10 protein-coding genes are annotated in these 13,946 nt (G+C 73.0%); 3 read left to right on the top strand and 7 right to left on the bottom strand.

Annotated elements, in window-relative coordinates; all coding sequences use genetic code 11:
- Positions 1 to 170 precede the first annotated feature (170 nt).
- The 5 genes from ACFXGX_RS13540 to ACFXGX_RS13520 form a co-directional block, all read right to left on the bottom strand.
- Positions 171 to 1,058 (bottom strand): FadR/GntR family transcriptional regulator, encoded by an 888-nt coding sequence (locus ACFXGX_RS13540; protein ID WP_384789328.1) that lies wholly within the window; start codon positions 1,056 to 1,058, stop codon positions 171 to 173.
- Positions 1,059 to 1,220: 162 nt separating this feature from the next.
- Positions 1,221 to 3,002 carry an ATP-binding cassette domain-containing protein gene (locus ACFXGX_RS13535; RefSeq protein ID WP_384789325.1) on the bottom strand — a complete coding sequence of 594 codons (1,782 nt, stop codon included), beginning with the start codon at positions 3,000 to 3,002 and terminating at the stop codon, positions 1,221 to 1,223.
- Between the two features lie 166 nt (positions 3,003 to 3,168).
- On the bottom strand, positions 3,169 to 3,927 hold the full coding sequence (locus ACFXGX_RS13530; protein WP_339132012.1) for an NUDIX hydrolase: 759 nt from the start codon (positions 3,925 to 3,927) through the stop codon (positions 3,169 to 3,171).
- Positions 3,928 to 4,053: 126 nt separating this feature from the next.
- On the bottom strand, positions 4,054 to 6,189 hold the full coding sequence (locus ACFXGX_RS13525) for a glycogen debranching N-terminal domain-containing protein (protein ID WP_384789323.1): 2,136 nt from the start codon (positions 6,187 to 6,189) through the stop codon (positions 4,054 to 4,056).
- A gap of 502 nt (positions 6,190 to 6,691) precedes the next feature.
- Positions 6,692 to 8,284 (bottom strand): DUF4192 domain-containing protein, encoded by a 1,593-nt coding sequence (locus ACFXGX_RS13520; RefSeq protein ID WP_384789412.1) that lies wholly within the window; start codon positions 8,282 to 8,284, stop codon positions 6,692 to 6,694.
- Between ACFXGX_RS13520 and ACFXGX_RS13515 the strand changes: the two genes are divergently transcribed.
- The 3 genes from ACFXGX_RS13515 to ACFXGX_RS13505 all read left to right on the top strand — a co-directional run bounded on the left by ACFXGX_RS13515 (position 8,195) and on the right by ACFXGX_RS13505 (position 11,865).
- Entirely contained in the window at positions 8,195 to 8,383 is a 189-nt protein-coding gene (locus ACFXGX_RS13515; protein WP_384789422.1) for a hypothetical protein, read from the top strand. The two genes, ACFXGX_RS13520 and ACFXGX_RS13515, sit on opposite strands and share 90 nt — an antisense overlap.
- 426 nt (positions 8,384 to 8,809) lie before the next feature.
- A complete protein-coding gene (locus ACFXGX_RS13510) occupies positions 8,810 to 11,014 on the top strand; it encodes a RecQ family ATP-dependent DNA helicase (protein WP_384789320.1) in 2,205 nt (734 codons plus the stop codon).
- 224 nt (positions 11,015 to 11,238) lie between these two features.
- Positions 11,239 to 11,865, top strand: a complete 627-nt coding sequence (locus tag ACFXGX_RS13505) for a hypothetical protein (RefSeq protein ID WP_384789317.1) — start codon at positions 11,239 to 11,241, stop codon at positions 11,863 to 11,865.
- 466 nt (positions 11,866 to 12,331) lie between these two features.
- Here the strand turns inward: ACFXGX_RS13505 and ACFXGX_RS13500 are convergent, their stop codons facing one another.
- On the bottom strand, positions 12,332 to 12,958 hold the full coding sequence (locus ACFXGX_RS13500) for a hypothetical protein (protein WP_384789315.1): 627 nt from the start codon (positions 12,956 to 12,958) through the stop codon (positions 12,332 to 12,334).
- A gap of 68 nt (positions 12,959 to 13,026) precedes the next feature.
- Positions 13,027 to 13,728 carry a ribonuclease HII gene (locus tag ACFXGX_RS13495; RefSeq protein WP_384789312.1) on the bottom strand — a complete coding sequence of 234 codons (702 nt, stop codon included), beginning with the start codon at positions 13,726 to 13,728 and terminating at the stop codon, positions 13,027 to 13,029.
- Positions 13,729 to 13,946: the final 218 nt, after the last annotated feature.

The following is a 13,946-nucleotide window of genomic DNA, read 5'->3' as shown; positions in this document are numbered from 1 at the left end:
TAACAGATCGTTTATATCCTCTTTATTACATCAGGCCCGCCGGGCTCGCACCGCGGGGTCGACACAAAACGGGGTAAGGTTTGGGTGCGGACCGGACGGGTGATGACTCTCGGGTCCGACGCCGCCACGGACGCGCACACGCTCCGGACCGCGTCACCCGCGCCGCACGATCAGTGCTCGCGCGGCGCGGGCACGACACGCTCCACCTCGGGGTGGACGGTGAGGAGCTGCCGCATGGCCGTCTCGGCCGCCGTGCCGTCGGCCGCCGCGAGGGCGTCGACGATGCGGGCGTGGTGACCCAGCGAGGCCTCGTTCGGCCGGTCGCAGCCGGTGACCGGGTTGCCGGAGACCTGGAGCGCCGCCGACACGATCCCCGAGAGGTGCTCCAGCATCCTGTTGCCCGCGAGCTGGATGAGCAGCGAATGGAACTCGGTGTCGGCCCGCGAGAAGGTCAAGGCGTCACCCTGCGACATGGCGTGGCCCATGATCTCGACCATGTCGCCGAGCCGCTGCTGGACCTCCTCGCGCCCATGTCCGGCCGCGAGGCGCGCGGCGAGCGGCTCGATCGTCCAGCGGAGCTCGCTCAGCTCGCGCCGCTGGTCGTCCCGCTGCGGACCGAAGGCCCGCCATTCGATGATGTCCGGGTCGAGGAGGTTCCAGTCGCTGACGGGACGCACCCGCGTGCCGACGTTCGGGCGGGCACTGACCAGCCCCTTGGCCTCCAGGACGCGGAGCGACTCACGGACGACGGTCCGGGAGACCTCGAATCGCTGGCCGATCTCCTCGGGCACGAGGGGACGGTCCGCGCCGAGGTCTCCGGAGACGATCATCTGGCCGAGCTGCTGGACGAGCTGGCCGTGCAGTCCGCGTCCGCGGCTGCCGGCGGCGCGCCGGCCGACGCGGCCGAGCTCCGGTTCGGCGCTCTCCCACACAGGGGGGCCGACGCGGTCGGCACCCGACGCGTCGGCAAAGGGGTAACGGTCGAGTTCGCCCGGTCCGGCGAGGCCGGAGTCTGAGGAACGGGCGGCGGTCATCATGGTCTGCGCAAGGGTACTCACGGGTCTTTTGTCGGCGCCGGCTCCAACTGCCTTGAGGTCTTTGGTGAAAAGCACACGAAAGGGTGATCGCTCACACCGTCGCAATTGACGCCTTATCGGAAAGAAATGGGCGTTCTTCGGGGAGTTGTGCGCACGGGGGGAACGGAAGGGTACGGACGGTCGTCATCGGACCCGGCCCCGCAGGGTCGTGAGCAGATATACGCAGAGCAGTCCGGTCAGCGACAACAGCAGCGCTCCGCCCACAGGTTGGGCGAGCACCCGCACGACGGCCGCCAGGTAGCGCTCGCCGCCGAACGGCCACTGCATGAGGACCAGTTCCCGGAGTCGCTCCGGGAATCCCGCCGCCGACCGTACAGACGGCTCCCGGAAGGCCTTTTGTACGAGCGGTACGACGACGACCGGCACGGCGAGGACCGCCGCGAGCCCGGCGGCGGTGGACCGGAAGATGCCGGCCGCCAGCACGCCCGCCCACGCGCAGCCCACCACGAGACCGAACCAACTCGCGCTCAGCGAGAGCCAGTCCGACGGAACTCCGGCGAGCTCCCGTCCGTAGACGAGGTAGAGCATTTCGAGGTCGCATCCCACGGTGAGGAACGCCAGCGTCAGCGCGGTGGCCGAGGCGACGAAGAGCTTGGCGGTCAGCAGTCCCAGCCGGCGCGGGACGGTGCCGCGGTCCGCGGCCAGGGCGGGGTGGCGGAACTCCTCGCCGAAGGCGACGGCGCCCAGCAGCCCGGCGCCGAGCGCGGCGGGCGGGAGCGGGAGCTCCCGCGGCCACGCGGCCAGCAGGCGCGGCTGCGGCGTGTGACCGATTCTGGCCAGCAGGACGGACAGGAGGGCCGAGGTGACGAGAACGGCGGCCGCCGTGAAGTAGCCGGTACCGACACCGGCCGCTCTGCGCAGTTCGTAGCGCAGAGGGCGCAACGGGCTCCGGGCCTGGCGTACCGCGATGGGAGGCGGAAGGGCGGAAGCGTCATCCGCGGCCGGGGTCTCGATGGGGCGCGGCTCATCGGCGGGGCGCTGCTCGTCGGCGGGGCGCTCGCCCTCCTTCGAAGGCGATGGGGCCGACACGGGCCCCATGTCTCCTGTCTCGTCGGCGAGTTGGTGTACGAGGATGCCGTGCCGGAAGGCCGTCTCGCCGATGTCGGCGCAGGTGCTGCCGTACACCGAGAGCCGGTTGCCCTCCTCGCGCACGACTTCCACCGAGCGCCGTGCCGTTCGGGCTTCCTTGGCCAGGAGGGAGCCGAGCCGGGCGGCGTGCGGGCTGCGGACGGCGACCCGCGGCCGGAGCCGCGTGCGGGCGAACTCGGCGGCCTCCTGGTCGGCGACGAGGCATCCCTGCTCCAGTGTGACGACCCGGTCCGCGGCCCGCGCGGCCTCCTTGGGGTCGTCCGTGGTGAACAGCACCGTGCCGCCCTGGTTCGCGTGTGCGCGCAGCACCCCGTGCAGCCATCGGCCTTCCCTGACGGACAGTCCGTCCGCGGGGGCGTCGAGAACGAGGGTGTGGGGGTCTGGCAGGAGCGCGCAGGCCAGTCCGAGCCGGCGGTCCATGCCGCGGGAGAGCGTGCCCAGGCTCTCGTCCCGCAGGCTGACGAGCCCGACCACTTCGAGGACTTCGTCCGCGCGGCGCGCGGGTACCCCGGCGGCGGCGCACAGCATGCGGAGCTGGCCGCGGACCGTGCGCGCCGGGTGGCCCGGCACCTCGCCCAGGAGTACGCCGACCTCGAGGCAGGGATGGGCGATCCGGTGCAGCGGCCTGCCCCGGAAGTAGGTGATTCCGCGGCCCTGCTGGAGTTCGAGCATGAGTCTCAGTGCCGTCGTCTTGCCCGCGCCCCGGGCTCCGACGAGCGCTGTGACGTGGCCCGCGTGCGCCTCGAAGGACACGTCGTCGACGGCGGGCGGACGCGCCTTGCGGGTGTTGCTGGTCAGTCCGATGGCCTGGATCACCCAAAGCAAGATAGCGCGACATTTCGGATTTTCCGGGCGCCATGCGGCTCGCCTCCGGAGGGCTGCGCGGGTCCGGCGGAGGGCTGCGCGGGTCCGGCGGAGGGCCTCGCGGGTCCGGCGAAGGGCGCAGAGCTCCGAGCGCCCGGAACCGTGTTCGCGCCCTTCCTCAGACCTCGGGGCGCAGCATCGGCGGGTTGAGCAGCGTGGCGCCGCCCGCGCGGAACAACTGGGCGGGGCGTCCGCCCTGGCGTGTGGTCGTGCCCCCGGTGGGCACGAGGAAGCCCGGCGTACCGGTCACCTTGCGGTGAAAATTGCGCGGGTCGAGCGCCACGCCCCACACGGCCTCGTAGACACGGCGCAGCTCACCGACGGTGAACTCCGTGGGGCAGAAAGCGGTCGCCAGCGACGAGTACTCGATCTTGGACCGGGCGCGCTCCACACCGTCCGAGAGGATCTGCGCGTGATCGAAGGCGAGGGGCGCCGCCTGCTCCCCGTCCCGCCCGTATCCGCCCTGCTGCAGCAGTTCCTCGACCGGCGCCCAGCGCGCGCTGTTCGCGTCGCCGCCCGCGCGGGGAGCGGGCAGGTCGGGGGCGAGGGCGAGGTGCGCGACGCTCACCACACGCATCCGGGGGTCGCGCTTGGGGTCACCGTAGGTCGCGAGCTGCTCGAGGTGCGCGCCGTTGTCCTGCGCGGGCACCGAGGGGTCGTGGGCGCACAGGCCCGTCTCCTCGGCCAGCTCACGCGCCGCGGCCTGCGCCAGGTCCTCGTCGGTCCGTACGAAACCGCCGGGCAGCGCCCATCGCCCCTGGAACGGCTGCTCGCCCCGCCGTACCGCCAGCGCGCACAGGGCATGGCGGCGCACGGTCAGCACGACCAGGTCCACGGTCACGGCGAAGGGCGGAAAGGCTGACGGGTCGTAGGGCATGCCGCGATCATAGTCGTCTGCCTGACGATAAACACCTCCTTCGGGAGCCCGGTCCCAGGTTGATCGACTTCCGTCCCGTACGGCGCCCAGCCGCCCAGGATCCGGTCGATGAGGCGTCCCGCGGCATCACACCCCCAACTGCACCCCCTCGCCCGCTTCCTCGACCATGGCGAGCCCGAGCCGGCTGACGCGCACGGAGAAGGGAGCCCCCGAGAGCCGCAGGCCCGTCAGCACGACCTCCCCCAGGGGCGCGGCCCGGAACGGGCGCAGGGTCACCGTGCCCGCGGGCGCATCGGGGCGGATCCCGGCCAGGGAGCAGAGCAGCAGCACCCCGGCGGCGGCCGACGTGGCCGCGGGCCGGGAGGCGGCCGGATGAGGAACCGGTGCGCTCCCCCGGGTTCGCTGCTCCCCCGCGTACATCTCGGGCAGTCTGCCGCCGAAGGACTCGGCCGCCGCCAGTACGCCACGCAGGAGAGAGCCGGCCTCCTTCTCGTGGCCCGCGGCGGCGAGCCCCGTGACGGCGACGGCCGTCTCGTGGACCCGCACCGCCCCGCTGCGATGACCGAACGGGTTGTACGCCGCCTCCTTCGCCCCGAGGCTGCGCAGCCCCCAGCCCGAGTCCATGTCCGGATCGCCGAGCAGCCGCGCGAGCTGTTCGGTCCGCGCCTTGTCGAGCAGACCTGGGGCGTGCTCACCCGCGCCCGACAGACCCGTGTCGAGAAGATGGGCGGCGCCCGAACCGAGCTGGGGCACGGGGCGCCCGTCCTTGGTGCGAGCGGCGACTGGTCGGCCACCTGCCGGGTCCTCGGCCCAGAAGTCGTCGCGGAACGCCCCTCGCATCGCCCGGGCCCACTGCCGCAGCTCCGTGCCGCCGGTCCGTCCGTGCGCGTCGAGCAGATCGGCACCGAGCAGCGCGGCGCGATGCGCGTGTGCCTGCGTCTCGCAGCGGAACGGTCCGCCCGGCTGCGGGTCGGGCAGGTACGTGCCGTCGCCGATCGTGGTCCGCAGCCACTCCAGACACCGCTCGGCCACGGGCAGCAACTCCTCCACCTCCCGCTCGGCGAGCCCCCAGCGCCAGGCCTCGGCGAGAAGCACCGGGAAGAGCAGGGTGGCCTCGGTCGCCGTGCAGCCGGGCGGCAGGTGCGGCCCGCTGTCCCGGAGCGGTCCCGGGATCAGTCCGGCGTGCGGTCCCGGACCGGCGAGCTGGGTGCGGGCGAGGGTGCGCAGCGTGCCCGCGGCGAGACGGGTGCCCAGTGGCAGGGTCATCCGGGCCGCGGCCAGTGCCTCGGCCGGCGCCAGCCCGCAGCGCCAGGGCGCTCCCGCCGCGAGGTGGGTGTCGGCCGGGTGCCGGGGGTCGCGCAGCAGCAGGGCTCGAAGGTCGTCGACGCAGGTGCTCAGGAGCGCTTCGGCTCCGGACTCGTCGCTCACCACCCGGGCTTCGGCGAACGGGCTCGCCGCGCCCCGGCCCACCGCGCTGACCGGCCCCTGGCCGTCCGGTCTGACACGCAGTTCCACCGTAAGCGTGCCCCCCGGTGGCAGTTCGACCTCCCAGCGCAGCAATCCCGCCGAAGCCAGGGCGTCGGTGGGAGGCGGATCGGCGGAGACGGTCACATGGCCCGTGGGGCAGGACCAGCGCAGACCGGCGCCGTGGACACTGGCGGACAGCTCGGCGCCGGCCCGGCCCGAGGCGACATCGCCCAGTTCCGCGAGGTCCGTACCAAGGGCGACCTCGACGGGCACGCGCAAGACGCGAAGCGCCGAGCTGCGCAGGGTGATCCTTTCGACGCCGTCCGCCCGGCGGATCCTTTCGACGAACACGTCCGGGTCCGGGCCGGTGTCGGGGCAGGCACGCAGCGTACCCACGAAGCGGACTCGGTCGGCCGCGAGCATCCGGGCCTGCATCGCCAGCGGCTCCCGGCCCGCGACCCGGACCAGGCAACGGGACAGAGTCCGTCGGCCCGCCATGTAGAAGCCCTCCAGGCCGCGGCCGGTGAGCTGTCCTTCCTCCGTCGAGATCACCAGCCCGGGAAGCGCGGCACAGATCAGGGTGGTGTGGGCCGGTGGCAGGTCCGCCGGCCGGCCCGGCACAGGAAGGAGCGTCCGGGGAGCACCGGGACCGCGCGCTGCCGGGAGGAAGGGCTCACCGGCGTCGCGGCCCGGTCGCGGTGCCGCCGGAGCACCCCCGCGTCCGGTGGGCTGTGCGGGTTCGGGCCCGGACGGAGGACCGCCGTCGGGTGCCGAGGACGGATGGGGCATGGACATGGGATGGCTTCCTCCGCGCTCGATGCGCCGGGAGTGCGCTGGGCTCCGGGTGGGGGCTCCGCGGGGTCGGGGGGTCGCGGGCGTTGTGGCGGCGCAATCCGGCCACGGATTCCGCCACTCAGGTGAACGGGCCAGCCCGGTCCCGGGTCACGCGAATGACCAGGAAGCCGACCGAATGGCGGTGGGGCCGGCCACCGGTCGCACCCCACCGGCACCGGCACCGGTCGGACGGTCGCCAACCGTGAGGGTGCTGTCCTCGCCCGCTGGGAGACCCGCCCGCCGGCCGGCAGCGGCGGGATCGGGGCGCGGCTCGCCCTCGGGGCGCCGGGAATCCCGATCCGCCTCGACAGAGAAGGCCGGCCAGCCCCAGGGCGAGAAGGCCAGCAGGTCCCAGGCCGAGAAAGCCGGCCGGTCCTCGGCAGAGAAGGCCAGGCTGTCCTCGGCAGAGAAGGCCGGCCGGTCCTTGTCCCGGCCCTCTCCCGCCGTGCTGTGTCCCGGTCGCTCACGAGTCCTCCCCGGCACCGTGCCGCTCGCTGTTCTCCCGCCCTCGCCGCCGACCGTCCGCGCGGTCCGCCGCTCGCCGTGACCGGTCCCCGGCCTGTGAGGCATCGCCCGTCGGGCGGTTCCCCTGGGGGTTCGAGATCCCGGGGCCGCGCCGACTCGGCCGGCTGCCGCCGATCGCCGCCGAACGAGCCCTGCGGCGGCGCGATGCGGCAGGCGCCGAGGGCGGAGCGGCCGACGTCGGCGCGGTGGTCGTCGAAAGTGAGGTGACCGGCCTCGTCTGCGGGTCGGCGGGCGCGTGGGAACCGGGCGACGTCCGGCCGGAGACCGGCAGCGGCGTGCCGAAGTCGACCGCGCGTTCCGTGTCGGTCGGCTGTTCCAGCTCGTTCGACCGTTCCAGCTCGTTCGGGTCGCTGTCCGTGCGCTCCGCGCGCAGACAGCGACGGACGGATTCCGGATCCAGGCCCTCATTGCAGGCCTGGTGGAGCAGGCGGGCGAACAGGTACTCGGGATCGGCGCCGAGTGCCATGGCGAGCGCTTCTCGCGCCTCCAGCTCGTCTCCCATGGACCAGGCGACCCATCCAGCGAGGGTGAGGGGTGCCGCGGCGTGCTCGCGGTAGGGGCCGACACAGCGACGGGCCAGTGCCCGCCACAGGCGCAGTGCCGGGGCGGCCTCGTCGCCCTCCATCCACTGGGCGGCACGGTCGCGGGTCGTGCGGTCCTGCAGGCCGAGGATCAGTGTGGCGGCCTCGTCGTTCTCCAGGAGTCCGTCGTCGCGCAGGTCCGACGGGCGCGTACCCGACACGGGAAAGGCCGCAACGAACCGGTCCCTGATCCGTCGGGCCATGGCGAGGGTTTCCTCGGCCACCTCGGCCCGGCTGTCGTCCATGAGGATCCTCGGTACGAGGGCGATGCTGGCCGTGTCGAGCGCGACCTCCTGCCCCAGCGCGGCGGTGGACTCCCAGGGATGGAACCTGGCCGTGAGGTCCTTCAGAGAGCCGCGCACCTGAAGTCCCGCGTACGTCGCGGCGGCGGCGAGGACGGACGTACCCGGCAGCCCCATCGACGTGCCTTCCGGCGGACAGCATCCCTGCCCCGGGCAGGTGTAGGTCCAGAAGCGTCCGTCGGAGATGCAGAGCGCCTCGATCACCGGAACGTCGAGATGTCCACAGGCTGTCCGCAGTAGCTGTGCGAGCGGGCGCAGACGTTCCATGACGTCCCGGCCCGATTCACCGCGCCCTGGTTCCTGGCACAGGTACGCCACCATGCTCCCGGGGCGGGCGCCTCGTCGCTCGCTCCCCTTCACCAGTCCCTGAGCGAGCTGGTCGGAGGCGGCCGGCCAGTCCTCGGCGTGGGCCGGGATGCCGAGGCGGGCCCGGCCGCCGAACCGGCCCCGCCGCTCCCGGTCGTGCAGGGCGACCAGCACGATGCTGTCGTCGGGGCGGTATCCGAGGAGATAGGGCAGCGCGTCGGCCAGCTCCGCCGGGGTGCGGAGAGTCACCTGATGCTCTCCGCCCGGCAGGCCCATGCCGCCCGCGTGATGATCGGCGGGGACGTGCTCCGCGTCGCCGCCGTGGCGCAGCCCGCCGGGAATGGCCGTTCCGCCGTGGACCACCGGGCCGACCCGACGAACCGGCTGGGCCCGGCCCCCGCGCCCGGGCCGACCGGCTGGACCGGCTGGACGGTCGTCTGACCGGCCTCCCGCGCCGTCCAACCCGTCGCGGGAGCGGCCGTCCAGACAGTCCGCACCTTCACGGGAGCGGCCGTCCAGACCCTCCAGCCCGTCGCCGGACCGGCCGCCCGGATCGTTCCACGCGTCGTCGCCGTCGCCGTCGCCGTCGCGGCCGCACGGCCCGCTCCGGCCACCCTGACCGCCTTCGCCGCCTTCACCACTGGATCGGTCGCGCCCGGGATTCCAGCCGCATCCGCCGACCGCGCCGATGTTCTTGTCGCCGGACGTGCCGGTCGATTCGTCGTGATTCGTCATGCGGTGACCATCTCGCGGATCGAGAGATTCCGGTTGAGCCTGTGGATAACCGTCACCATGATCACGACAGAAGTTGTCCACAGCTCGACGTCTCGTTCGCGCTTTGTCGGACCCATCCGGTTGCATGGAGCCATGACCAACGCAGACCCGCGACCCACAGCCCCCGACAACGCCCACGACACCTCCCGCGAAGAACTCCGGGCAACGGCCGACGCCGTCCTGGCCCGCCTGGTCGGCGCGCCGGCGGGCAAGGCGCAGCTGCGCGGGGACCAGTGGCGCGCCATCGAGGCGCTGGTGGCCGACAAGCGCAGAGCGCTGGTCGTGCAGCGCACCGGCTGGGGCAAGTCCGCGGTGTACTTCGTCGCGACCGCGCTGCTGCGCGAGATGGGCGCCGGGCCCACGGTGATCGTCTCGCCGCTTCTCGCGCTGATGCGCAACCAGGTGGAGGCGGCGGCCCGCGCCGGAATCCGCGCGCGGACGATCAACTCCTCCAACACGGAGGAGTGGGAGACCATTCAGGCCGAGGTGGCGTCGAGCGAGGTCGACGTCCTCCTCGTGAGTCCGGAAAGACTGAACAATCCCGACTTCCGCGACCAGGTACTGCCCAAGCTGGCCGCGGCCACCGGCCTGCTGGTGGTGGACGAGGCGCACTGCATCTCCGACTGGGGCCACGATTTCCGGCCGGACTACCGCCGCCTGCGCACCATGCTCGCCGACCTCCCGCCCGACACCCCGGTGCTGGCCACCACCGCGACGGCCAACGCGCGCGTGACGGCCGATGTCGCCGAGCAGCTCGGCACCGGCGTGAGCACCGACGCGCTGGTGCTGCGCGGCCCCCTGGACCGGGAGAGCCTGAGTCTCGGCGTGCTGCGGCTGCCGGACGCCGCGCACCGGATGGCCTGGCTCGCCGAGCATCTGAACGACCTGCCGGGCTCGGGCATCATCTACACGCTGACCGTGGCCGCGGCCGAGGAGGTCACCGCGTTCCTGCGCCAGAGCGGGTACACCGTGGCTTCGTACACCGGGAAGACGGAGAACGCCGACCGTCAGCAGGCCGAGGAGGACCTGCTCGGCAATCGCGTCAAGGCGCTGGTGGCCACGTCGGCGCTGGGCATGGGGTTCGACAAACCCGACCTCGGCTTCGTGGTGCACCTGGGCTCGCCCTCCTCCCCGATCGCCTACTACCAGCAGGTGGGACGCGCGGGCCGCGGTGTGGAGCACGCCGAGGTGCTGCTTCTGCCGGGCAAGGAGGACCAGGCGATCTGGGAGTACTTCGCCTCGATCGCCTTCCCCCCGGAGGAGCAGGTACGGCGCACCCTGGACGTCCTGGCCCGGGCCGAGCGCCCGCTCTCCCTGCCCGCCCTGGAACCGCTGGTCGAACTGCGCAGATCCCGCCTGGAGACGATGCTCAAGGTGCTCGACGTGGACGGAGCCGTGCACCGGGTCAAGGGCGGCTGGATCTCCACCGGCATGCCCTGGACGTACGACACCGAGCGCTACGCCTGGGTCGCCAAGCAGCGGGCGACGGAGCAGCAGGCGATGCGGGACTACGTGTCGACGACCGGTTGCCGTATGGAGTTTCTCCGGCGACAGCTCGACGACGAGGGCGCCGCGCCTTGCGGGCGCTGCGACAACTGCGCCGGCGGGCGGTTCCAGGAGTCCGTGTCCGCGGCCGCGCTGGACGCGGCGAACGGCGAGCTGGACCGCGCGGGCGTCGAGGTCGAGCCCCGGAAGATGTGGCCGACCGGGCTGGCGTCGGTCGGCGTCGATCTGAAGGGCCGCATCCCGGCCGGCGAACAGGCCGCTCCGGGGCGTGCCCTGGGACGGCTCTCGGACATCGGCTGGGGCAACCGGCTGCGGCCGATGCTCGCCCCGCAGGCCCCGGACGGGCCTGTTCCGGACGATGTCGCCCAGGCCGTGGTCGGCGTCCTGGCCGACTGGGCGAAGGGCCCTGGTGGCTGGGCATCCGGGCAGCCCGACGCGACGCCGCGCCCGGTCGGCGTGGTGACCATCGCCTCGCGCTCACGGCCGCAACTGATCAACTCGCTCGGCGCGCGGATCGCGGAGATCGGCCGGCTGCCGCTGCTGGGGTCCGTGGAGTACGTCGGCGACGCGGCCCAGATCTCCCGCAGCAACAGCGCGCAGCGGCTCAAGGCGCTGGACGGGGCCCTGACCGTGCCGTCGCGGCTGGCCGACGTCCTGAGAGAAACGGAGGGTCCGGTACTTCTGGTGGACGATGCCACGGACACGGGCTGGACGCTGGCGGTGGCATCGCGGATGCTTCGCAGAGCGGGTGCCCAGGCAGTGTTGCCGCTGGTCCTCGCTGTACAGGCGTGACTCGTGTGTCGCCATTCGAAACACCGGGCAGGTATATAGGACGCTAATCGCCCGAAAACGGTCGGTGGCCCCAATTGCTCGTTGCCGCAACCCAGTTCGACAGGAAGAATTGAGCTCCGCTCCCCGCACGGTTTGCCCGTGGTCCGGTAGGGCTCTGCTGCGGCGTGCCATTCCCCCAAGTCCGACCCCGCCCGCTGTCCGGGCACGTAGCCGAAGGGAGGACCGTGACCTTCGGATTCGCTCCGTCCTCGGCGGCAACCATGTCTCCCGACCTGTCCGCCGCTTCCACCAACCCACTGACCCGCATGCTGGAACCCGCCGAATGGGCCTCGGCCGGAATTCCGCTTCTGCGCGATCCCCGTGAGGTCGTGAGCGGCCTTCACGCCCGGCACCGGCCCAGACCGTCGACCGCGGTCGTCGCGGTGCTCGACCAGGACGAGCGACTGATGGCGAGCGCCTCCTTCACCCGGCGTCCGGCACCCGCGGACGGCTGGATGTTCCGCAACGCACTGCTCGCACAGCTTCGCCGGGTCATCCCGCACGACCTGCGGCGCCGCACTCCCGCGCGCACGGCCGTCCTGCTGTACTGCCGGGACGGCGACGCGCGCTGGACGGAGGAGGACGGGGCCTGGATGTGGGGACTGCGCGATGCCTGCACGCTCCACGGACTGCGGTGCGGCGCGTACATCACACTGACACGTGACGGCTGGCAGGTTCTCGGCGAGGGCCGCGGCGGACGTCGCCCCAACTCTGAGTCGGCGCCCGAGTTCTATGTGGGTGAGGTGCAGCCGCCCCTGCCCCGCACGGGAGGCGTCGCCTCCGAGGTGATGCGCCGGGCGGCCGCCCGCTGAGAGGCGGGTCCGTCACGGCCGGTGGGCCGCCCCGCCCTAGGGGAAGGCGGGCCGCACCCGCTCGGCCGGGCGAACCGCAGGGCCGTACCACTCGCGCACCGGTGCGCGACGTACGCGCGGCCTGATCCGGAGCGCGCCCATCTTCGGCGGCCGAGAGGGCATACGCCGAACGCCTGCCCTGCCGCCGGCAGGGCGCGGACCAAACCGAGCGATGCGGTGCACGCAGGGTGACCGTGCGCATGCCGAGAAGCGAGCATCCGAGCAGGCGCGGGCGGTGAACCGGGAGGGCGCATGTACGGAGCGGTCGGACTCCGCGCTGTGACATCAGCCGGGAACCGATCCGATCCGCAGGTGCGGGGCGGGCCCGACGCGGGCGGCCCCCCCGCCGCCCCCGCGGGGCCGGGGCCGCGGTGGCGCCACCCTCAGCGTCCCGCCGGGCGCGTTCCGGCCCGGGTCCGGACCGCGCTCAGACGCCCGCGGCCAGGACCGAGTTGATCTGCTGCGGGTCGCCGCAGACGATCAGCAGGGCACCGGCCCGGCCGAGGGCCAGGGGCAGGGCGGTCGCGGCGACCTCGCCGGAACCACCGTTGACCGCGACCACGACCACGGGACGGGAAGCGGCGCGGGGCGCGGCAGCGGCGTCGGTGTAGAAGACGTCGTCGCCCGCCTCGTGCTGCGCCCAGTAGGCGGCCTCGCCGAAGGAGAGTTCGTGCACGGCCCACGGGTGCGGATCGCCGGTGGTGATCACCAGCACCTCACCGGGGGCGCGGCCCGACTCCAGCAGCAGGTCGACGGCTTCTTCCGCGGCGTCCAGCGCACCGTCGGCCGAAGCCGGGACGAGCTGGATCTGCGGGGTGCCGGCCGCGGGTGCGACCGGCTTGGCGGACGGCCCCGGTGCGGCCACGACCGGCTCGCGCGGGGTGCGTTGGGCCGGCATCGGCCGGACAGGACCCGGACGGCCGGGACGCGGCGGGGCCGCGGGACGGGGACCGGGTACAGGGCGAGGGGTCGGCGCGGTTCGGCCACTGGCCGGAGTGACGCGGGGACCCTGGGCACTCTCGTGAATCTGAGGCTCCTCGGGAATGAGAGGCATGAGCTGATATCTATCAAACGCCGGCGCGACTCGCCCCGGCGGGTGGCACATGAGTGCGAACGGAGTCGTCAGAAATCGAAGCCGAGCTGGCCTTCGATCTCCGGAACGTTTCCGTCCGTCGAACTGCGGGCCTTCTTGAGGTGCCGCCACTGGGGCAGCGCATCAAGATACGCCCACGACAGCCGGTGGTACGGGGTGGGGCCCCGCTCCTCCAGCGCGGCTTTGTGGACCGGCGACGGGTACCCGGCGTTGGCCGCAAAGCCGAAGTCTGCATGGTCGATGCCCAGTTCGGCCATCATTTTGTCGCGCTGCACCTTGGCGATCACCGAGGCCGCCGCGACGGCGACGCAGGACTGGTCGCCCTTGATCACCGTACGGACCTTCCAGGGCGCCCCGAGATAGTCGTGCTTCCCGTCGAGGATGACCGCGTCGGGGCGGACCGGCAAGGCATCCAGGGCGCGTACGGCCGCGAGGCGCAGCGCCGCCGTCATGCCGAGTCGGTCGATCTCGTCCGGGGAGGCGTGCCCGAGGGCGTACGCCGTCACCCATTTCTCCAACTCCACGGCGAGCGCCGTCCGGCGCTTGACGGTCAGGAGCTTGGAGTCGGTGAGTCCTTCGGGCGGGCGGCGGAGTCCGGTGACGGCGGCGCAGACGGTGACAGGGCCCGCCCAGGCACCGCGCCCCACCTCGTCGACACCGGCAATGACCTTCGCTCCGGTCGTGGCGCGGAGGGAGCGCTCGACGGTATGAGTGGGGGGTTCGTACGGCATGGCGCCCTCAGACTACGCCGCCCGGAGCCCCGCGCGACACCCAGGCCCCCGGGCCGCCGGAAAGCCCTCCCCGGCACCGGCGGAGCGGACCCGCACACGTCGGCGGAGCCGCCCCGCGCACGCCGGTCAGCCCGACCTGTCGGTGCGGGGGGGGGAGGGCACCACAACACCGAGAAAAACCACCACCACAACCCCAGCGAGAGAGCTAAAAAAGAAGG

The sequence above is a fragment of the Streptomyces sp. NPDC059371 genome (assembly GCF_042751995.1).
In the GTDB taxonomy this organism is placed as follows: domain Bacteria; phylum Actinomycetota; class Actinomycetes; order Streptomycetales; family Streptomycetaceae; genus Streptomyces.
The sequence above is the reverse complement of the archived record's forward strand: the minus strand, read 5'-3'. Positions and strand labels throughout refer to the sequence as shown.